The sequence below is a fragment of the Lentzea aerocolonigenes genome (genome assembly GCF_000955955.1).
Taxonomy (GTDB): domain Bacteria; phylum Actinomycetota; class Actinomycetes; order Mycobacteriales; family Pseudonocardiaceae; genus Lentzea; species Lentzea aerocolonigenes_A.
The window spans coordinates 1-19,969 of the sequence record NZ_JYJG01000018.1 but is presented as its reverse complement, the minus strand read 5'-3'; the positions used below and the strand labels follow the sequence as shown (position 1 = coordinate 19,969).

The window sequence follows — 19,969 nt, the reverse complement described above, 5'->3', positions numbered from 1 at the left end:
GGTCCGGTCCACGTGCGCGGCCGCGGCTCCGGCGGCAGCGGCCTCGTCGCCGTCGCGGATGGCGCGGTAGATCGCGGCGTGCTCCTGCACGGCCTCCGCGGTGTGGCTGCCGACCGCGCCCTGCAGCCCGATGATGTTGGACTGGCGCTGCAGCCGGCGGGCTTCGCGCACCGCCGCGACGAGGAACTGGTTGTGCGAGGCCGCGGCGACGGCCAGGTGGAACTCGTCGTCGCCGCGGTCGAACAGCGCCCCCTGGCCCGTCTCGTGGCCTTCCCGGCACAGCTCGGCTGCGACCTCGATGGCGCGCAGCTCAGCGGGGGTGGCGCGGGTCGCGGCGTGCCTCGCGGCGGCGCTCTCCTGGACCCGGCGGAACTCGAAGAGCATGTAGACGTGGTCGAGGTCGGTCGGCAGGAAGAAACCGCCCAGCCGCGGGGACCCCAGCATTCCCTCGTCGTCGGCCACGTAGAGCCCGCGGCCCTTGTGTGCGCGCACCCTGCCCAGTGCCGAGAGGATCTTCACGGCCTCGCGCACCACCGTGCGGCTGGTCCCCATCTGCGCGGCCAGCTCGTTCTCGGTCGGCATGCGGTCGCCGGGACGCAGCTCGAGCTCGGCGATCAGCTGCAGGATCCGCTCGGCCACCCGCTCGTAGCCCGGCCGGTAGGGGGCGGGGGACACGTGCGCGGCTTCGGCATCCACCGAGACGGCTCCTTCATGAGTACGACTTTTTGGATCGTCGAACCAGGATACATGCGCGTCGAACGGGCAGGACAAGCCATCGATCGGGAATCGAACGTGGTCAGCGACGTGATCAGGCGGGCAACGAAGCAGCGGATAAGCATGCTCATTTTGCTTGACGCCCTCTTCGCCCGGCTGCTCTTATACCACCGGGCACAGCCCGCACCCGACTGGTCGCGATGAGTGACAGACTGCAGTGGAGCAGCCGATGAGTCTTCGTTGGAAAGCGCTTTCCGCCCTACGGCTGCTGGCCTCGGTGCTGCTCGCCGCCGGCCTGGTCACCAGCGTCTCGAACCCCGCACAGGCCTCCACGGCCCAGTTCAGGGGCGTGAACTGGGCCGACCAGAGGGACAACTTCGTCAACGGGGTGCTGTACCCCTCCGGGCTCAGCGCCTCGGACACCTACTCCTCGGCGGCCGTCGTCGCGGACCGGGTCGTCGGTCAGCTGTACTCGATCACCGGCGCCAACACGGTGCGGATCCCGATCAACGAGCCGACCGTGGCGAACTACTGGGGCACCTACACCGGCGCGCTCGACACCGCGCTCACCAAGGGCAACGTGATCTTCGCGTACTGGGCGCACACCGGCGGCCGGCCGCCGAACATGACGGCGTTCAACCAGATGTGGGACAAGGTGATCGCCAAGTACGGCGGAAACCCGAACGCCTACTTCGAGGTCATCAACGAGCCGCACGGTTACAGCACGGCCGACCTGAACAACATGTACAACGGCTGGCTCGCCAGGTACTCGGGCGTCCCGCGCGGCAGGGTGGTCCTCGACGGCGCCGGTCTCGCCCAGAACGTTCCCGCGGTCGGCAACGACAGCAGGCTGAACGGCACGCTGCTCGCGGTGCACGACTACTCGTTCTTCGCGGGATACGAGAGCGAAACCGAGTGGGGCAACCACATCGCGAGCTACATCGGCGGCTACGCGAGCCGCACCATCGCCACCGAGTGGGGCGGCGCGATGGGGCCGGGCACCAAGAACGGCGTGTACTTCGACGCCATCGACTACAGCATCCCCAGCGGGTCGTACATGGCCGACTACATCCGGGGTGTCAGCGCGAAGCTGCGCGAACTCGGGATGGGCGGCGTGTACTGGCCCGGCCTGCGCGACGGCGACTGGTACAGCCTGACGACGAAAACCGGCAGCGGTCAGAACATCGCGCTGTCGCTGACGAACCCTTCGGGACTGCAACGGTTGCGCTACTCCTGGGGTGTGGGCGACGCCGGCAGCACGACGGTCGAGATCCGCAACATCGGCACCGGCTGGTACGTCGACGGCCTCGGACGCACCACCGACTCCGCCGCGGGCCAGGGCACCGGCGGTACCAGCACGAGTCAGCGGTGGATCGTCGAGAACGCGGGCTCGCACGTCCGGCTCAAGAACGCGGTCACCGGCCTCTACCTCGACGGAGCCGGGCGCTCGTCCAACGGCTCCGAGGTGAGCCAGCGCGCGGGCGGCACCGCGACGAGCCAGCAGTGGATGGTGGTCACGGGCAAGAGCAGGGGCAACGACGTGCGCATCAGGAACCGCGCCACCGGCCTCTACCTCGACGGCATGGGCCGTACGTCCGCCGCCGCCACGCTCGGGCAGTGGAGTGACAGCGGTAGCGCGAACCAGCAATGGCGGTTCGTCGCGGCTGGCTGACGGGAGCGGCGTGAGGGTTGGCGTTCGACGAAGGCACGGTCGAATTCGACTCGAACGCCGTTCCACAATGGACTGGTTGCGTTGTGTGCACGGTGTTGTCATGTCCAAGGTATGTGAAGACTTCTCGCGTTGTTCTGCCGTCGCCGCGTCGTGCCCGAACTAGACCTGTGGTGCTGCTCGAACCCGGTCTTCGCCGCCTGCTGACCTCAGTTCTACCTCAAGTTCTTGCCATCGGTGCGGAAACCTGGGTAGGAGAGGGGCATGTTGCTGAGGACGGGCATGTCCCTTGTGCTGACCACGGTGTTGCTGACACCCACCGCCCATGCCGGTCCCGCCACCCCGCCGAGGTTGCCGGAACAGACCGGACACGGCGGTGCGGTGTCCAGTGTGGACCCCGACGCCACCCAGATCGGGATCGACGTGCTGCGCCGGGGCGGGAACGCCGTCGACGCCGCCGTGGCCACCGCCGCCGCGCTCGGTGTCACCGATCCCTTCTCCGCGGGCATCGGCGGCGGAGGCTATTTCGTCTACTACGACGCACACACCGGCCGTGTGTCCACATTGGATGGAAGGGAGACCGCCCCGCACGCGGCGGACGAGAACCTGTTCGTGGAGAACGGCAGCCCGTTGCCGTTCGCCGAGGCCATGACCAGCGGTCTGGCGGTGGGCGTGCCGGGCACACCCAGGACGTGGCAACAGGCGCTGCGCAAGTGGGGCACGACCAGTCTGCGTGAGGCGATGGCGCCCGCGCAGGACCTGGCCCGCCGCGGGTTCGTGGTCGACCAGACGTTCCAGACGCAGATCGCGAACAACGCCGACCGGTTCGGCGACTTCACCTCGACGCGCGACCTGTTCCTGCCCGGCGGCAAGCCTCCCGCCGTGGGCAGCGTGTTCCGCAACCCCGAGCTCGCGGACACCTACCGCGAACTGGCGCGCACCGGACTCGCCTCGCTGCACGGCGGGCCCATCGGACGGGACGTCGTGCGGACCGTGCAGCACCCGCCTGTCATGCCTGGTGCCACCCGCAACGTGCGTCCCGGGAAGATGTCGCTGCTCGACCTGGCGCGCTACCGCGTCGAGGAACGACAGGCCACTCACGTCGGCTACCGCGGTCTCGACGTGTACAGCACGGGACCGTCGTCAGGCGGCGGCACGACGGTCGGCGAGGCGCTGAACATCCTGGAGTCCACCGACCTGTCGAAGATGTCCGATGTGGACCACCTGCACCGGTTCATCGAGGCCACGAAGTTGTCCTTCGCCGACCGCAACCGCTGGGTCGGTGATCCCCGCTACTCGCGCGTCCCGACCGATGCCCTGTTGTCGCAACGGTTCGCCGACAGTCGTGCGTGCCTGATCAACCCCGGTGCCGTCCTGCCGGCGCCAGTTGCCGCGGGCGACCCGCACGACCCCAGGCCGTGTGGTGCGGCGGCTCAGGCCTCGCCGACGCGCCAGGACGCGGAGAACACCACGCACCTCGTCGTCACCGACCGCTGGGGCAACGCGGTGAGCTACACCCTCACCGTCGAGGCGGAGGGCGGCAGCGGCATCGTGGTGCCCGGCCGCGGTTTCCTGCTCAACAACGAGCTGACCGACTTCAGCTTCGTCCCCGTCACGCCGGGTGTGCCGGACCCGAACCTGCCCGGCCCCGGCAAGCGGTCGCGCTCGTCGATGGCGCCCACCATCGTGCTCGACCGCGGCGAGCTCGCGTTCGTGGTCGGTTCGCCCGGCGGTGCGACGATCATCACCACGGTCACGCAGATCCTCACATTGCACGTCGACCGCAAGCTCTCGCTGCTCGACGCGATCAGGGCACCGCGGGCGTCGCAGCGCAACTCGGCCGTGACGCCGGCAGAGGCGGCGTTCCTCGCGTCCGCGCAGGCGGAAGGGCTCGGCAGGCTCGGTCACCGGTTCAGCCAGGTCGCCGACATCGGTGCGGCGACCGCGATCGAACGGCTGCCGGACGGGCGCTGGCGTGCGGTGGCCGAACCGTCCCGGCGCGGCGGGGGAGCGGCCCGCGTGGTCCGCACCGGCTGACCGGTTCACCAGACGTGCCGCGGCAGGCGGTGGACACCACGTCCCGTCTGCCGCGGCATCACCACTTCCGCGCCTGAACGCCTGCGGGCGCTCCCTCCACAGTGGAGAGGGCGCCCGCAGCAAGGCGAACAGGTCAGCCGGCGACGCAGGAACGGCCGTTGAGCGAGAACCCACCAGGAGCCGGGTTGTTCGGCCCGTTCGTGGCGGTGAACCCGATCAGCACCGAACCACCGGGCGGGATCGCCGGGTTGTAGCCGGCGTTCGTGGCGCCGACCCAGCCACCTGACTGGCGGTAGGTCGCGTTCCACATCTCCTTGACGGCCTGACCCGCGCCGAAGACCCAGGTCAGCGTCCAGCCGTTGACGGGGGCCGAGCCGGTGTTGGTGATCGTCACGTCGGTGCGGAAGCTGCCGTTCCACTGGTTCGTGACCCGGTAGGTGACCCGGCAGCCGTAGGTGGGCGCCGGGGGAGCAGGAGGAACGGGGGGCGGCGGCGCGGGGGTCGCGGCCGGCTTCTGCGTCTTCGCCGGAGTCCTGGGTGGGGTCCTGGGTGCGGGCAGGGCAACGGCCGGTGCCGGCGGTGGTGGTGTGGTGGCCGTCGTCGCCGGTGGCGGTACGGCGGCGGGCTGAGCGTTGCAGGGCGGTCCCCACAGGCCCAGCGTGCTGCTCGCCGCGGTCTGTTCGGCCTGCTTGAACGCCGGGTAGTCGCCGGAGTCCGTGCGCATCACGCCCGCGCCCACGGCGAGGAGCGCGTAGTCGGTGCCGTCGGGCAGCCACAGGGGCGATGCGTCCGGTGTGGACTCGGTGACGCGGACCGTCTTGTCCAGCAACGTGGTCTTGGCGAACGCCGCACCTGACTCAGCCCAGCACGCGCCCGGCTCGGCGAGTCCGGTGATGCGGATCTGGGAGCCGTTGGACAGCAGCACGGTCCTGCCATCCTTCACCTCCTTCACCGTCACCTCGATCGAGCCCTCCGGCATCGGCGGCAGGGTCGTCGTGGGCGGCGGCTCCGGCAGCGGGGCGGAGTTGCCGCCGGCACATCCGGCCGACAGCACGGAAACGGCCAGAGTGGCGATGGTCAACTGCGGTGGCCTCATTGCCGAGAAGCTAGATGGCGCACGGCGTCACGAACGGAAGGTTCCGGAGTTCCCGGAAAACTCAGGAGAACCCCTCACCGCACGCGGGTTGCCAGCGACGATGCCGCCAGGCCGAGCGCGATGAGTCCCGCCGCGGGGAACAGCACTGTCCACGGCGCGCGTTCGACGTACGGCATTCCCTCCGCGATCAGCAGTCCCCATTCCGGCTCGGGCGGCTGGGCGCCGAGCCCGAGATAGCCGAGCGTGGCCAGCGCCAGTGCGACGGAGGGCAAGCGCACGCAGGCGTTGCGCACCACCGCGGGCACGATCGCCGGCAGCACGTGTCTCGTGGTGAGGTGCCAGGAGGAAGCGCCGAGTGCGCGGGACGCGACGAGGTAGCTGCTGTCGCGTTGTTCGGCCGCCAGCGAGCGGGCGTGACCGGCGAGAGGTGCCCAGCCGGTGGCGACGACGGCTGCCACCGCGCCCGACCAGCCTGGGCCTGCCGTCGCGGCGAAGACGAGCGCGATCACCACCGCGGGCAACGCGTTCACGAGCGCGGCGGCCGCGGACGGTCGTCTCGCCGCCAGGCCGACCAGCACGCCGATGATCGCGGTTGTCACGGTTACGGCCAGTGCGAGCAGAGCGGTGTGCACGGCGCCGTGGCTCAACCTGGCCAGCACATCGCGTCCCAGCGCGTCGGTGCCCATCGGGTGTGTCAGAGAAGGTGGCTGCAGACGGGCTGTCAGTTCCACCGCGAACGGGTCGCGCCACAGTCCGTACGCGATCACGGCGGCGGCGACGACTATCGCGAGGATCCACCTCCACGGCCGTGACGACAGTCGTGACGCGGGTGGTGCGGTCGTCAGTGCCTCAGCCTCGGCAGCAGGACCGAGCAGCACCCGCCGGGCCAGCCCGCCGATCCCGCTCGCGGCCACGCCGACCACGAGGATCACCAGCACGCAGGTCCGCACGACGGGAACGTCCTGTGCGATCGCGGCGTTGACCGCGAGCCTGCCGATGCCCGGCACCGCGAACACCACCTCCACCGCGGCCGCTCCGCCGAAGAGCCCGGCGAACAGCAGCCCGAGCTGCTCGGCCACCACGGACGAGGCCCTGCGCAGCACCGCGAGACCGATCACGCGACGACGGATGCCCGCCGCGGTCCACGCTCGCAGCCACGGCGCGCTCGCCGCGTCCCGGACGGCGTCGCGGGCGATCACCCCGAGCACGGCGCCCGCCGGAATGCCGAGCGCGACGGCGGGCAGCACCGCGTTGCCCAGGTCGTTCCACCCGGATGTGGGCAGCCATCGCAGCCGCACGGCGAACAGCACTACGAACAGCGCGCCGAGGACGAACTCGGGCAGGCCGGCGAGCACCGCCGCGACACCGTTGCGGCTGTCGTCGCGACGGCCGTTCACCGCCCGCACGAGGGTCCGCGTGACGAGCAGCGCCATGACGGCGATGGCGACGAGCACGGCGAACGCGGTGAGCGTGGCGGACACGCCGAGCGCCTCCGCCACCCGTGCGCCGACGGGTTCGCCGGAGACCCAGGACCGTCCGAAGTCGCCGTGGACCGCGCCGGAGAACCACTGGCGCAGCAGACCGGCCGGACCCGCGTCGAGCCCGAGTTCCCGGCGCACGGCAGCCAATGCCTCGGCGTCGGGTTCGCGCTCGGTCGACCTCGCCCGCAGCACCGTGAGCGCCGGGTCCCTGCCCGAGATCAGCGGCAGGAGACCCAGCACCGCGGTGACGCCCGCGACGAACGCCGCGACGACGGCCCAGCGGCCGGCGACGGCGGTGAGGCGTCCGGTCATCCTCGCGTCGTCGAGCGCGTCACGAGGCGACGTTCGTACGGGTCCTCGGCGAGCTCGCGAACGGTGCCGGAGTGTCCGATGAAGGTGCGCTCGTGCACCAGCGGCACCACCGCCGAGGTCGCGAGCACGGCCGCCTGCGCGTCGAGCGTGGCCTGTTCACGGGTGGCGGGATCCTCGGCGGTGACGGCCTTGGCGATGGCCGCGTCGACCTCGGGTGAGCAAAGCTTCGACAGGTTGTAGGAACCCGTGCAGCTGAAGTCGGTGTCGAGATAGGCGGCCGGATCGCCGCTGTCGAGCACGTACGACCGGGAGAGGATCACCGCGTCGAACCGGCCGGCGAGCACGTCGGCTTCCAGCTGGTTGTACTGCCGGACGACCTGCTCGACCTGGAACCCCTTGCGCCGCAGTGCTTCCGCGACGACGGACGCGACCTCGGGCAGTTCCGGCCGGTCGCTGATGGTCGCGAGCACCACCTTCTCGCCGGTCGCCACGCGATCGGAGACCGGAAGCGACGCCGGGGTCCTCGCCCACGGCGTCGCCGGGCCGAGGAGGCCGCGGGCGGCGTCCGCGTGGGACTCGTAGACGCCACGGGCGAGCGCGCCCTGGTCGACGGCGCTCCTGGCGACGGCGCGCAACCCGGGATCGCCGAACGATCCCTTGGTGGTGTTCAGCGACAGGGACACGACCCTGGGCAGCGGCACCTCGATGCGGTCGAGGTTGTCCGCTGTGGACACCGGCAGGGTCGCCGCCACGTCGACCTCGCCCGCCCGGAGCGCGGCCGTTCGCGTCTGACCGTCCGGGATGAACCGGGCGTCCACTCCGGACAGCAGGGGGGCACCTGCCCAGTAGCCGGGGAACGCGTCGAGAGAAGCGCTTTCCTCACCCTTCAGCTCCCGCAGGACGAACGGGCCGGTGCCGGCGTTGCGCGGGTCCGGGCTCTTGCCGGTGTAAGCACCGGGAGCGAGCACGACGAGGTTCGGCGAGGACAACCGTTGCGGCACGGTGGGGTCCGGCTTCGCGGTCGTCACCGTCAGGTCGAGGTCGCCGTGGGCCTGAGCCACGAGGCCGAGGCTCTTGACCGCTCGCGGCACCGGGCTGGCGTGCGCCGCGCGGTTCAGCGCGTCGGCTGCGGCCTGGGCGGTGAGCGGGGTGCCGTCGTGGAACTTCACGCCGGTCCTGAGGTGGAAGCTCCACTCGGTGCCCGACTTCCGCGTCCAGCTCTCGGCGAGCAACGGCTCCACCCGGCCGGAGCGGTCGAGTCCGACCAGCGTCTCGGCGATGCCGAGCTTGGTGAGCAGCGGGCCGTCGTTGTTCCAGGGCGACATCGCCTGGGCGGGCGGGAACGGCAGCGCCATGCGCAACCGTTGCGGGCCTTGGGAAGCCGCACCCGTGAAGCAGCCTGCGGTCAGCCCGCACACTGCCGCCAGGGCGGTGACGAGGAGTGCCCGTCGTGATGTCATTTCCGGCCTTTCGGTGTTTCGGAGAACGCGCCGGAGCGCGCGAGAGCGGCGAGCACGCAGGCCCCCGCCAGTGGAAGCAGTGCGAGCAGGACCCACGCGACGCGGCCGTGCTCGAGCAGGGCCCCGCTGGCCGTGCTGCCGACCAGCACGGCCACCCCGCCAGCCGTTGCCAGCACGCCGAAGTAGGTGCCGAGCCTGCGTTCGCCCGCGAGCGCGGGAACCAGCTCTTTCGCCTGCGGCACAGCGAGCATCTGGCCGACGACGAGCAGCACCACGAAGGCGACGGCTCCGCTGACGCCTGGCGGGCGCGCCGCGACGACGGCGAACGCGAGTCCGATGAGGACGAACCCGCCGATGAGGGCGCCGGTCCTGCCGAGCACCCTGCGGCCGAACGCGGACACGGGCAGCTGGCAGCAGATGATCAGCGCGGAGGCGAGCGCGAACAGCAGCCCCAGCGACCTCGGGCCGGCGGCGACGCGGTTCAGCTCGACCGGCAGTGCCAGGTAGAGCTGGTTGTAGGACACGAGATAGGCGGAGTAGCCGGCGGCGAACACCAGGAAGGTCTTGTTGCGCAGCACTTCCCGCCAGCCTTCCAGCACCGGTTCCGCGCGGTGCTCTCCCGGCGTCCTGGGCAGGAAGCGCGCGTGCAGCATCCCGATCGCGGTGAACAGCGCCGCGCCGACGAGACAGGCGGCGCGGAACTGACCGGCCAGCACCACGCCGAGCAGAGGGCCGGTGACCGCACCGATCTCGCCGGACACCGCGAAGACCGAGAACACGTCGGCACGCCGATCCGGCTGCGTCTCGCGAGCCAGCGACGCCTCCACGGCGGGGGAGAACAACGCTCCGGCCACCCCGACGAGCACGACACCCGCCAGCACCCCGGGCAGGGACGACGCGAACGCGAGCACCGCGAACCCTGCCACCCGCACGGCACAGCCCGCGAGGATCGAGGGTTTCGGCCCGAACCGGTCGGTGAGCGTGCCGCCGACGACGAACAGGCCCTGCTGGCTGAACGTCCGCAACCCGAGCACCAGGCCGATCACCCAGCCCGCGAGCCCCAGGTCACCGGCCAGGTGACCGGCGAGGTACGGGATGACCAGGTAGAAACCGATGTTGAACAGCAACTGGCTGCCGACGAGCAGCCGCGCCACCGGGCTGAGCGAGCTCAGTCGTCCCAGCATTCGCGCGCGCTCAAGTGCCGCCCCCACAACGAACTCCGCTCATCTCTGATCAACCGCCGAGCGGCAACGTTAGGTGGAAATTGAGCCTAACCAATGCCCGTCGGGAAAAAGAAGAAGAACTTCCCCGCTTTTCGGAGTTGCGTGAGAGAGATGGAGCACATATTGCGCAATGGCTATTGTTGAATATGTCGGCTGTTCAGGCGCGCGTGCAGGAGAATCCGTTGAGGCTGAACGCGCCCGGGGTCGAATTGCCGCCGCTGCCGCTGCCGGTGAATCCCATCAGCACGGACTCCCCGCGGGCGATCGCCTGGTTGTACGGCATGGCGGTCGCGGAGACCTCCGGACCGGACTGCTTCGGCGTCGCGTTCCACATCTCCGACACCGTCTGGCCGCTCGGGAACTTCCACACCAGGGTCCAGCCGGTGACGTCCGTCGTGCCGGTGTTGCGGATGGTGACGTCGGTGCGGAACCCGCCGGGCCACGTGTTCGTGACGCGGTACTCGACGGAACATCCGGTCACCGGCTTCGGGGCGGGCGGGGCCGTGGTGGTGCCACCGGGTCGCGAGGTGACCGGCGCGGCGGTGTTCGGCTGCACGCAAGGCGGCCCCCACCGGCCGAGCTTCCTGGCCGACGCCTTCTCCTCGGCTTCCTTCATCGCGGGGTCGTCGGCCGCGTCGTTGCGCACCATGCCGAGCTCGACGGCGAGCACCGCGTAGTCCGTGCCGTCGGCCAGCCGCAACGAGCCCTCCGGCGTCGCCTCCACCGATTTCTCGAGCAGCATGGTCCGCGCGAACATGCCGGCCGCGTCCGCCCAGCACGCGTCGGGCGCGGCGAGCCCCCGCACCTTGAGCTCCGCACCGTCGGAGAGCCGCACGGTCCGCACGTCGACGACCTGCTGGACGGTCACGGGCGACGCGGTCTTGGGAGGGTCGATGACCGCCGGGAGGTACGGGGGCGTCGTCGTCGTGGAGGAGGCGGGCGGGGACGTCTGTTCGCCGCCGCCTCCGCACGCGCCGGCCGCGCTGGTCGCCAGCACGGCGGCGACCAACATCCATCTGAGCGGTCTTGTGCGCACAGCGCCCAGCAGTCGTCTCATCGTTCCCCCGCGCCCAGGCGCCGTCGGCGATCGAACCAACCCGAGTTCGGCCGAACGGCTGACTTCGTCCCGGCAGGCTACGGCGGGTACGCCGAATGCGGAAGAACTTCCGGGTAATTCGCCTCACCCGCCATTCGACGCCATTCGAATCGAATTTTGTCGAACGGGCACGAGAAATCGTTGTCAGAGAGCGGTGGTGCTCCCGCGTTCGGTGAGCCGCGGCTGGAGCAGACGCACCTCGGGCGCGAGCTCCTGCCCGAGCCTCGCCATCGCCATTTCCACCGCGATCGCGCCCAGCTCCTGGGCGGGGACGGCCATCGAGGTGAGCGGCACGGCCAGGCTCTCCGCGAGGTCGTCGGGGCACAGCGTGATCACCGACAGGTCGGTGGGCACGTCCAGCGACCGGCGTCGCAGGTCGAGCAGCAGCTGACCGAGGATCGCCTCGTTGTGCACGACCAGGCCGGTGGTGCCGCGGTCCGGGCGCAGCACGTCGTCCAGGCACGCCGCGACCGAGTCGTAGCCAGGGGCGCACGAGTGCACCGACGCGGACAGGTTCCGCTTGGAGGCCGCGCTCTGGAACCCGTCCAGCAGCCGGGCGGCGTAGCTGGTCCCGCGGTCGTACACGGAGGGATGCGAGCCGATCAGCGCGATCGAGCGGTGCCCGAGGTCGGCCAGGTGGTTCACCATCTGCTTGCCCGCCGCGGCGAAGTCGAGGTCGACGCAGCTCAGGCCTTCGTGGTCGTCGGGCATGCCGAGCAGGACCACCGGCGCGTCGAGCGCGCGCAGTTCGGGAACGCGTGGATCCGCGCTCTCCACGTCCATCATGACGATCGCGTCCGCCATGGACCGCGCGACGATCCGGTGTGCCTCGCCGGGGCCCGCCTCCTTGGTCAGCAGCAGCACGTCGTAGTCGAAGTCGCGGGCCGAGGCGACGATCGACGACACGAACTGCATGATGACCGGCATGTTGTGGTCGGACCGCAACGGCACGACCAGCCCGAGGACCTGCGAGCGGTTCGACGCGAGCGCCCGCGCGCCGGCGTTCGGGTGATAACCGAGCGCGACGATGCTCTGCTCGACGCGGCGTTTTGTTTCCTCTGAGATGCTCCGTTTTCCGCTGAGCACGTACGACACGGTGCTCATGGAAACACCGGCGTGGTGGGCGACCTCTTTGATGGTGATCATGCACGCCCCTCGGATCGCCTCGGCTGGTGGCGATCATCGTAATCCGCGGCGCGTGGTTCTCGGCCGGGCGTTCTCCGGAGGGGTGGTGGCGCCGGCCGGGGCCGGCGCCACCGCGGTCAGCCGGACGTCACCACGTCGACGTCGAGCCCGGCCGCCCGGTGCCGGTCGACCCACTGGTCGATGGCCTCGCGGCACGCCTGGTCGAGATGGCGCAGGCCGGTGAGGTCGAGCTGGACGTGCTTCGTCAGCGGGATCCGCTCGAGCGCCGCGAGCAGCCGGGGCAGCCGCAGGAACGTCGCGTTCCCCCGCAGCACCACCAGTTCGTCGTCCTCGCCGAGCCTGCTGACCGTGACGCTGAGCCGCGAGACGTCCCACGCGGTCTTGGCGACGGCGGCGCCCAGGCCGACGAGCGTGCCGGTGAGCAGGTCCGTGCCGGCGATCAGGCCGGCGGTCAGCACCAGGACGGCGCCCTCTGCCCGGTCGGTGCGCAGCATGGTCGCCACGTTCTTGAGACCGAGCAGCTTCCAGCCGGAGTGGACCAGGAGGCCGGCGAGCACCGCGATCGGGATGAGCCCGAGCACGGCGGGGAACAACACCACGAACAGCAGCAGCCACACGCCGTGCAGCACCCGCGAGGCCTTGGTACGGGCACCGGCCTGCACGTTGGCGGCACTGCGGACGATGACGGCGGTCATCGGCAGGGCGCCGACGAGACCGCAGAGCGTGTTGCCCACGCCCTGCGCCATCAGTTCCCGGTTGTAGTGCGTGCGCGAACCCGTGTGCATGCGGTCCACGGCCGCGGCGCTGAACAGGCTCTCCGCGGACGACACGAGCGCGAAGACCAGTGCCGCGCCGAGAACGCCGGTGTTGAGCACCGACAGGTCCGGCAGGCGCAGCTCGGCGGCCAGGTTCCCGACGGTGATCCGCTGCACGTCGAGCCCCGCAAGGACCGCGACCGCACTCGCGATCACGACACCGACGAGAACGCCGGGCACCGCGCGCACCCGAGACGGCATGCGTTGCCACAGCACGGTGATGACGATGGTGAGCACGCCGACGCCGAGCGTGCTGAGCCCGCTCGTGGTCGTCAAGGCGTTCGCCGCCAACGAGGGCAGCCCGGTGACCTTGTCCCACGTGCTACGCGGCTGGGTGCCGCCCATGAGCGGGTAGAGCTGGCCGAGCATCAGCACCAGGCCGATGCCCGCGAGCATGCCCTGCACGACCGCGGGTGAGATCGCGCGGAACCACGTGCCGCAGCGCAGCACGCCGAGGAGTAACTGGACCAGTCCGGCACCGAGCACGATGACGCCGAGTGCGCCGATGCCGTGCTTTGCGACGGTGTCCGCGACGAGCACGGTGAGCCCGGCCGCCGGTCCGCTGACCTGCATGGTGCTGCCGGGCAGCAGCCCGACGACGATGCCGCCGACGACACCGGTGACGATGCCGAGCTCGGCGGGCACGCCGGAGGCGACGGCGACACCGACGCAGAGCGGAAGGGCGACGAGGAAGACGACTGCCGAAGCAGCGAGATCCTTGCCGAAGGTGGTGGTCCAGCGGGAGCCGTCGTTGCCCTGGTCGCTGGAGCGGTTCGCGAGTGCGATCACGTTGCTTCCCCTCACAGCGGCTGGAACTCGGGAGCGGTGTGCACCACGCCTGTCTCGATGTCGTAGAACCAGCCGTGCACCCGCAGCTCGCCCCGGTCGACCCGATCGCGGACGAACGGGTACTCCAGCAGCGTGGTCAGCTGCGCGGTGACGTGCCTGCGTCCTTCCTCGCGCAGCGCCGGATCAGGCTGTCGTGCGGGCGTTTCCGGGCGACCGTGCGCGGTGAGCCAGTTCCGCATGGCGGGCAGGTGACCGATCTCGGCCCCGTGCAGCGCGCTGACCGCGCCGCAGTGCGAGTGACCGCACACGATCACCTCGGACACCCCGAGCTGCACCACGGCGAACTCGATCGTCGCCGTCTCGCTCGACGGCGAGTCGAGGCGGTACGGGGGCACGACGTTGCCCGCGGTGCGCAGCTCGAAGAGGCTTCCCGCTTCGGCTCCGGTGATCTGGCTGGGCACGACCCTGGAGTCCGCGCAGGTGACGAACAACGCGGTGGGCTGCTGTCCGGTGGCGAGCCGTCGTCCCGCGGACACGGGCCGGCGGGCCGAGTGCTCACGGGCGCGCTCGACCAGGAGTTGGAAGTTCATCAGTTCCTCACTGTGCTGGTGTTCGGAGTTTCTCGGCGATCCACGCCGATCAGTTCCGGAACACCTGCAGAGCGGGAGGTCTCAACAGTCTGATGAGGTGCTCGGTGCGCTTCGGCACGTCGAGCTCGACGGCCGGCTCCTCCAGCACGTCCGTCCACACCGGACTGTGAACGCGCCGGACGGTGGCGACGCGGGAGCGGCACAGCACGCCGCGAGTGAGCTTGGTGCTCGACTCGCTCTTCTTGCGCTGTGGTTCTTCCTTCTTGTCGTCCGGCAGCGGGATCCGGTTGTGGGAACTGGTCGCCGGAGCTGACGACGAGGCCGCGGCGACCGCGGCCTCCACGGGGGCCACGAGAAACGCCAGGGCGAGCACTGTCGCGATGACGATTCCGCGCACGAACTCCCTTTCGACGGCTGCGGACCGATGATACCGGCGTTCGTGATCATCGCGCCACCGTCGAGGTCACCGGATCGGCCCCCGCGTTCTCCCGGCGAAGTTCCGCGTTTTTCGCAGTGGGTCAGGGTTGCAGTCGCACCGACGTCCAGCCGCGGCCGGTGAGGTCGTAGCGCAGTCGCCGGTGCAGGGCGTCCGGGCTGCTCTGCCAGAACTCCACCTCGGTGATCACGAGGTGGTGCGCGACCCAGCTGCGCGGCCGGGGCTGTGGCATCCGCAACCGGCCCGCGGCGCGGGCGAGCATCGACTTCTGGTCGGCCAGCGGTTCACTCTGCGCGGTCGTCGCCGACATGGCCCGGGCCAAGGGCGGCCGTTGCCGCCACAACACGTCCGCGAGCCCTGCGTCGGCGGGCTCGACGTGGCCGCCGAAGGTGATCTGCTGGTTCGTCTCCCGCCAGTACGTCACGCCGGACCACTGCCGGGTCTGGTCGATCTCCTGTCCCTTGCGGCTGGTCGCGTGGGTGGTGACGACGAGGCCGCGGTGGGTGATCCGGTGCACGTGCACGGTGCGGCTCGACGGGCGGCCGTTCGCGGCGACGGTGCTCAGCGCGATCGCGGTGGGCTCATCGACGTCCCGCGCGACGGCCAGTGCGAACCAGTCGCGCAGCAGGGGAATCGGCTGGGCGGGCGGAACGGTGAACTCCGGCCCGATGTAGGTGTGCCGGACGTTCACGGTCATTCTGGTGCTCCTCCACGTCGTGCTCGCGCGTTACATGGTCGAAAGATCAACACTGTTGCGCAATGCGTGTGTTGAGGAAGAACGTCCGCAAGTCGCGGACGGTCAGGTCGGGATGCCGCCTCTGTTGATGGTGGGTACGTCGATGCCGAGCGACCGCAACTGGTTGAACGGGTTCATGAACTCGCGTTGCCGGGCGATGAGCCCGTCCCGGAAGTCGAACGAGTGCAGGAAGTGGTTGCGGTAGATCCCCGGTGCGTAACCGGGGTAGCGGATCTCGCCCTCGCCGTCGCACTCCGCCCAGAACCGGTCGGGATCCTGCGTCTCGAAGACCTCGATGTTGAACCATTTCCAGTCGGGGAACATCCGCAACGACCACTCGCCGTGCGCCTTGAGCTTCTCGTGACCCTGGGACACGATCGGTTCCGAGGTGTCGGAGGTGTAGAGCCCAGCACTGCCGTCCTCGGTGAACAGCAGGTACCTGGTGAGCCTGTTCTCCCCGAAGCGGCTGAGGTAGTCCTCGACCACCGCCCGGTTGCGCTGTCGTCGTGCGGCCGCGTCAGTGAACGTCATGCCGCAACCGTCGCCGCACGCCGGATGCGGCGTCAAGCCGGTGTCCAACTGGGACGGTGAGCAGTTGGACATCCTGTTCCCCTTCGGCTGCCGCGGCCAATACGTTGGCGCACATGCACGAATACGTGGTGGTCGACGTCTTCACCGACACCCCGCTGCGGGGCAATCCGGTCGCGGTCTTCCTGGACGCCGGGGATCTTCCGGCGGAGCGGATGCAGGAGATCGCCCGCGAGATGAACCTCTCCGAGACGACGTTCGTGTTGCCGCCACAGGACGACGGCGATGTCCGGGTGCGGATCTTCACGCCGGTCAACGAACTTCCGTTCGCCGGTCACCCCACTCTTGGCACGGCGATCGCGCTGGCCGAGTCGATTCCCGGCGACCTGCTGCTGATGGAAACGCACATGGGCACGATCCCGTTCCGGCTGGACCGAGTCGGTGGCCGGGTCGTCTCGGCGCGAATGCGACAGCCCAACCCGACCTGGGCACCGTACGGGCAGACCGATGATCTGCTCGCGGCACTGGGACTTCAGCGTTCGACGCTGCCGGTCGAGGTCTACCGCAACGGCCCGCGGCACGTGTACGTCGGTCTGCCCGACGTCGCCGCGCTGTCCAGGGTGATGCCCGACCAGCGCGCGCTGGCCGCCCACCTCGACGTCGCGGTCAACTGCTTCGCCGACGCCGGAACGCACTGGCGGACCAGGATGTTCTCGCCCGCCTACGGGGTGGCGGAGGACGCGGCCACGGGATCGGCTGCCGGTCCGCTGGCAGTGCATCTGATCCGGCACGGTCTGCTGTCCTCCGGCGAGGAGATCGAGATCCGGCAGGGTGTCGAGATGGGCCGCCCGTCCACGATGTACGCGGTCGCACGCGGCACACGCGAGGAAATCGACGAGGTCGAGGCCGCGGGCTCCGCCGTGGTCGTCGCCAGGGGCGTCTTCTACGCGTGAGGCCCTTCATCGCAAGCGGGTCCCCAGGTTTCGGACGAGGTGCTGACCACACGGGAGACAGCGGGATCCGCAATTCACGATTCCGTGTCCACTTGGGACGGTCTCGTCATTTTGCGGAAAGATTCCTTCTTGAACTGTGGATCGCTGAAACTGTCGTACATTCTCGCCAAGTGGCCCAGAACACGTAATCGCTCGGAGGACTTGTCATGAACAGCGACAACTTGATCAGTCGGCGGTCGGCACTGTGCGGGATCATGGCCGCCGTCGCGGTGCCCGCCGGACTGGTGACGGCCTGCGCTTCGGCCGGATCTTCAGGCGCTGGTTCGACGCCGACGCCGCAGCCCGCGCCGACCGGGCAGGCAGGTGTGGGCGGCGGAGCACTCGTGGCACTCGCCGACGTGCCGGAGGGCGGTGGAGTGGTGGTCGATCACCCAGGCGGCAGGAAAATCGTCGTCGCGCGTGTCTCCGCGACCGAGGTGAAGGCCTACGACGCGACGTGCACCCATCAGGGTGTGACGGTCGGGGCTCCGGCTAACGGGGTCATGACCTGCCCAGGTCACGGCAGCCAGTTCACGGCGGCGGACGGCGCGGTGAAGAAGGGCCCCGCCGCGGCGAGTCTGCGTGCGATCGCGGTGAAGATCGACGGTGCTCAGGTGGTACTGGCCTGACCCGGTGCCGGTGGTTGAATGCGCCCTTCATCCCAAACCTGGGCGCGGTTACGGCTGGAGGCGTTGAGAGGCCCAGCCCGTGTCGGTGTGGCGGTAGTGCAGGCGTCGGTAGAGCGCGTCCGGGCTGCTCTGCCAGAACTCCACTTCGGACAGCACCAGCTCGTAGGCGAGCCAGGTCCGCGGCCGCACCAGCGGACCACCGGCTGTGGTGAGCAGCAGTGCCTGCTCCAGCAGTTCGTGTTCCTGGGCAAGGGGTTGGCTCTGCCTGGTCGCGATCGACATGGCGTTGGACAGCGCTGGGCGGGGCGCCCACAGTTCGTCGGCGACGGTCTCGTCCGCGGGTTCGGCCCGCCCGCCGAACGTCACCTGCTGGTTGGTCTCCCGCCAGTACAACACGCCTGAGCACCGGCCGGTCTGGTCGATCTCCCTGCCCTTGCGACTGCCCGCGTGGGTGGCGAAGAGCAGACCGCGGCCGGTGATTCGGCTGATCTGGATCATTCGGCTGGAGGGGGTGCCGTCGGCGGCGACGGTGGCGAGAGCGGTCGCACCGGGTTCGCGGACCCCGTGCGCGACGGCTTGAGCGAACCAGTTCCGCAGCAGTGCCACCGGATCGACCGGCGGGTGGGTGAACTCCGGGCCGGCTGGGGTGTACTGCACGTTCACAGCCATGGTGTCGCTCCTCGGGTGCCGGTGACGAAGGCCTCGACGTCGAACGTGAGCCGCATCTGCGCCGGCGCGCCGATGAGCTGCGCCGCCCGGTTGGGTGGCAGGGCCTGCCGTGCGGCTGTCTCGGACTCGAAGACCATCACGGCGCCCCACCGGGAGCCGTCGGAGATCCAGAACTTCGCGACGAGGCCTGCCACCGCGGCCCACGCCTGGATGCCTTCCTGCCACAGGGAGTCCCGCAGTGCGGCGACGTCGGGGCGGCCCTCCAGGTCCCACCACGCGATCACGGCTTTCACGACGCGCGCACCTCCGGCACCGGCAGAACCGACGCGAGCAACCCGCCCAGGATCGCCGGGCCGTCCGCGGTCAGCACGGACTCGGGGTGGAACTGCACCGACGCGAAACCGTTGCCGCGCAGCGCGTGCACCTCGCCGGTGTCCGGGTCGCGGCTGATCTCGACCGGCAAGGTGGGGTGGTCGGTGCGGTCGTGGCCGCTGCGCGCGGCGAACGTGTTGTAGAAACCGACCACCTCCCGGCGGCCGAACAGGTCGATCTGCCGTTGTTCGCCCTGGCTCGGAACCTCGCGCCGGACGAGCTCGAACCCGAGCACCCGGCACAGCACCTGGTGGCTCAGGCACACCGCGAGGAACGGGATTCCCTGCCACAGCAACGACCGCACCGCATCGCCCAGATGCGCGATCTTCGGGTGGTCCGTCTCGCGCGGATCACCAGGCCCCGGTCCGAGCACGACGAGGTCGTGGTCCGAGGCTGAGTAGTCCTCGTCGAACCGGCGAACCGCGACGTCGAGTCCCAGCGTCCGCAGCTGCTGCGCGATCATCGACGTGAAGGTGTCCTCGGCGTCGACCACGAGCACGCGCCTGCCTGCCAGCGCGCCGTGCAGTGGCGGAGCGTGGCCGCCGAACCAGTAGGCGCCGAGCCGGGTGTTGCGCCTGCTCAACGCGGCCTGCACCTCGGGGTGATCCTGCCAGCGCACCGGGCGCTCGGTCAGCGCGCCGAGCAGCGCGGCGAGCTTGGCGCGGGTCTCCGCCACCTCCGAGACCGGGTCGGAGTGGCGCACCAGCGTCGCGCCGACGCCGATCTGGATGCCGCCGGACGGGCTGATCTCGGCGGTCCGGATGAGGATGGCCGAGTCCATCGTCTGCCTGCCGGTGGTGTCGCGGCCGATCAGTGCCGCGACACCACCGTAGTAGCCGCGGCCGGCTCGCTCGTGGCGCGCGATGACGCGGCAGGCGTTCTCCACGGGACTGCCCGTCACCGTGGGGGCGAACAACGTCTCGCGCAGAACGTCCCGCACGTCCGCGCGGGAGTCACCCTCGATGAAGTACTCGGTGTGCGCGAGCCGCGCCATCTCCTTGAGGCGGGGACCGATCACCCGGACGCGGTCGCAGATGCGCGACATCATCTTCAACTCCTCGTCGAGGACCATGTAGAGCTCGTCCGTCTCCTTGTGGTCGGAGAGGAAGTCGAGCACGCCCGACAACGTCGGCCCGGCCGGTGGATACCGGTAGGTGCCGCTGATCGGGTTCATCGTGA

19 protein-coding genes are annotated in these 19,969 nt (G+C 70.1%); 4 read left to right on the top strand and 15 right to left on the bottom strand.

The features are described 5' to 3' along the window. On the bottom strand, positions 1–696 hold a 696-nt coding region (locus tag UK23_RS04440; RefSeq protein WP_231114368.1), incomplete at its 3' end, for a FadR/GntR family transcriptional regulator. 247 nt (positions 697–943) lie between these two features. Between UK23_RS04440 and UK23_RS04435 the strand changes: the two genes are divergently transcribed. Both UK23_RS04435 and ggt read left to right on the top strand, forming a co-directional pair. Continuing rightward, a complete protein-coding gene (locus tag UK23_RS04435; RefSeq protein WP_052684349.1) occupies positions 944–2,386 on the top strand; it encodes an RICIN domain-containing protein in 1,443 nt (480 codons plus the stop codon). 261 nt (positions 2,387–2,647) lie between these two features. Next, positions 2,648–4,420: a gamma-glutamyltransferase gene (gene ggt, locus UK23_RS04430; RefSeq protein ID WP_052684348.1), complete on the top strand. Its 1,773-nt coding sequence runs from the start codon at positions 2,648–2,650 to the stop codon at positions 4,418–4,420. 133 nt (positions 4,421–4,553) lie between these two features. On the opposite strand, the gene UK23_RS48245 is transcribed toward ggt, so the two are convergent. The 11 genes from UK23_RS48245 to UK23_RS04375 all read right to left on the bottom strand — a co-directional run bounded on the left by UK23_RS48245 (position 4,554) and on the right by UK23_RS04375 (position 16,131). Next, positions 4,554–5,516, bottom strand: a complete 963-nt coding sequence (locus UK23_RS48245; RefSeq protein ID WP_156212765.1) for a cellulose binding domain-containing protein — start codon at positions 5,514–5,516, stop codon at positions 4,554–4,556. A gap of 74 nt (positions 5,517–5,590) precedes the next feature. Next, positions 5,591–7,309: an ABC transporter permease subunit gene (locus tag UK23_RS04420; protein ID WP_045310057.1), complete on the bottom strand. Its 1,719-nt coding sequence runs from the start codon at positions 7,307–7,309 to the stop codon at positions 5,591–5,593. Next, positions 7,306–8,769, bottom strand: a complete 1,464-nt coding sequence (locus tag UK23_RS04415; protein WP_045310056.1) for an ABC transporter substrate-binding protein — start codon at positions 8,767–8,769, stop codon at positions 7,306–7,308. The genes UK23_RS04420 and UK23_RS04415 overlap by 4 nt, the downstream gene beginning before the upstream one ends. Beyond that, positions 8,766–9,980: an MFS transporter gene (locus UK23_RS04410; RefSeq protein ID WP_196777602.1), complete on the bottom strand. Its 1,215-nt coding sequence runs from the start codon at positions 9,978–9,980 to the stop codon at positions 8,766–8,768. The genes UK23_RS04415 and UK23_RS04410 overlap by 4 nt, the downstream gene beginning before the upstream one ends. Positions 9,981–10,149: 169 nt before the next feature. After that, positions 10,150–11,049, bottom strand: a complete 900-nt coding sequence (locus UK23_RS04405) for a cellulose binding domain-containing protein (RefSeq protein ID WP_196777601.1) — start codon at positions 11,047–11,049, stop codon at positions 10,150–10,152. Positions 11,050–11,232: 183 nt separating this feature from the next. After that, complete coding sequence (locus tag UK23_RS04400) at positions 11,233–12,249, bottom strand: LacI family DNA-binding transcriptional regulator (protein ID WP_330769850.1); 1,017 nt, start codon at positions 12,247–12,249, stop codon at positions 11,233–11,235. A 101-nt stretch (positions 12,250–12,350) separates the two neighbouring features. Further along, positions 12,351–13,838, bottom strand: coding sequence for a SulP family inorganic anion transporter (locus tag UK23_RS04395; protein ID WP_231114367.1), 1,488 nt, complete (start codon positions 13,836–13,838; stop codon positions 12,351–12,353). 11 nt (positions 13,839–13,849) lie between these two features. Further along, a complete protein-coding gene (locus tag UK23_RS04390) occupies positions 13,850–14,428 on the bottom strand; it encodes a carbonic anhydrase (protein WP_045310052.1) in 579 nt (192 codons plus the stop codon). Between the two features lie 49 nt (positions 14,429–14,477). Beyond that, a complete protein-coding gene (locus UK23_RS04385) occupies positions 14,478–14,825 on the bottom strand; it encodes a hypothetical protein (RefSeq protein ID WP_045310051.1) in 348 nt (115 codons plus the stop codon). A gap of 121 nt (positions 14,826–14,946) precedes the next feature. Then, a complete protein-coding gene (locus tag UK23_RS04380) occupies positions 14,947–15,561 on the bottom strand; it encodes a pyridoxal 5'-phosphate synthase (protein ID WP_045310050.1) in 615 nt (204 codons plus the stop codon). Between the two features lie 102 nt (positions 15,562–15,663). Beyond that, positions 15,664–16,131, bottom strand: coding sequence for a PhzA/PhzB family protein (locus tag UK23_RS04375; protein ID WP_045310059.1), 468 nt, complete (start codon positions 16,129–16,131; stop codon positions 15,664–15,666). Between the two features lie 113 nt (positions 16,132–16,244). Here UK23_RS04375 and UK23_RS04370 point away from each other — a divergent pair, with 113 nt between their 5' ends. Both UK23_RS04370 and UK23_RS04365 read left to right on the top strand, forming a co-directional pair. Then, positions 16,245–17,081, top strand: coding sequence for a PhzF family phenazine biosynthesis protein (locus UK23_RS04370; RefSeq protein WP_045310049.1), 837 nt, complete (start codon positions 16,245–16,247; stop codon positions 17,079–17,081). A 206-nt stretch (positions 17,082–17,287) separates the two neighbouring features. Next, the gene (locus UK23_RS04365; protein WP_045310048.1) at positions 17,288–17,749 is read left to right on the top strand and encodes a Rieske (2Fe-2S) protein; all 462 of its coding nucleotides are present in this window, start codon (positions 17,288–17,290) and stop codon (positions 17,747–17,749) included. A 48-nt stretch (positions 17,750–17,797) separates the two neighbouring features. On the opposite strand, the gene UK23_RS04360 is transcribed toward UK23_RS04365, so the two are convergent. The 3 genes from UK23_RS04360 to UK23_RS04350 form a co-directional block, all read right to left on the bottom strand. Further along, the gene (locus UK23_RS04360) at positions 17,798–18,418 is read right to left on the bottom strand and encodes a pyridoxal 5'-phosphate synthase (RefSeq protein WP_045310047.1); all 621 of its coding nucleotides are present in this window, start codon (positions 18,416–18,418) and stop codon (positions 17,798–17,800) included. Then, positions 18,409–18,711 carry a hypothetical protein gene (locus UK23_RS04355; RefSeq protein ID WP_045310046.1) on the bottom strand — a complete coding sequence of 101 codons (303 nt, stop codon included), beginning with the start codon at positions 18,709–18,711 and terminating at the stop codon, positions 18,409–18,411. The genes UK23_RS04360 and UK23_RS04355 overlap by 10 nt, the downstream gene beginning before the upstream one ends. After that, on the bottom strand, positions 18,708–19,969 hold a 1,262-nt coding region (locus UK23_RS04350), incomplete at its 5' end, for a glutamine amidotransferase-related protein (protein ID WP_045310045.1). The genes UK23_RS04350 and UK23_RS04355, both read right to left, overlap by 4 nt.

Bases quoted from the DNA above. Each gene is read 5' to 3' on its own strand.
- UK23_RS04435 (WP_052684349.1), top strand. From the start codon at position 944: ATGAGTCTTCGTTGGAAAGCGCTTTCCGCCCTACGGCTGCTGGCCTCG.
- ggt (WP_052684348.1), top strand. From the start codon at position 2,648: ATGTTGCTGAGGACGGGCATGTCCCTTGTGCTGACCACGGTGTTGCTG.
- UK23_RS48245 (WP_156212765.1), bottom strand. From the start codon at position 5,516: ATGAGGCCACCGCAGTTGACCATCGCCACTCTGGCCGTTTCCGTGCTG.
- UK23_RS04420 (WP_045310057.1), bottom strand. From the start codon at position 7,309: ATGACCGGACGCCTCACCGCCGTCGCCGGCCGCTGGGCCGTCGTCGCG.
- UK23_RS04415 (WP_045310056.1), bottom strand. From the start codon at position 8,769: ATGACATCACGACGGGCACTCCTCGTCACCGCCCTGGCGGCAGTGTGC.
- UK23_RS04405 (WP_196777601.1), bottom strand. From the start codon at position 11,049: ATGAGACGACTGCTGGGCGCTGTGCGCACAAGACCGCTCAGATGGATG.
- UK23_RS04390 (WP_045310052.1), bottom strand. From the start codon at position 14,428: ATGAACTTCCAACTCCTGGTCGAGCGCGCCCGTGAGCACTCGGCCCGC.
- UK23_RS04380 (WP_045310050.1), bottom strand. From the start codon at position 15,561: ATGACCGTGAACGTCCGGCACACCTACATCGGGCCGGAGTTCACCGTT.
- UK23_RS04375 (WP_045310059.1), bottom strand. From the start codon at position 16,131: ATGACGTTCACTGACGCGGCCGCACGACGACAGCGCAACCGGGCGGTG.
- UK23_RS04370 (WP_045310049.1), top strand. From the start codon at position 16,245: ATGCACGAATACGTGGTGGTCGACGTCTTCACCGACACCCCGCTGCGG.
- UK23_RS04365 (WP_045310048.1), top strand. From the start codon at position 17,288: ATGAACAGCGACAACTTGATCAGTCGGCGGTCGGCACTGTGCGGGATC.
- UK23_RS04360 (WP_045310047.1), bottom strand. From the start codon at position 18,418: ATGGCTGTGAACGTGCAGTACACCCCAGCCGGCCCGGAGTTCACCCAC.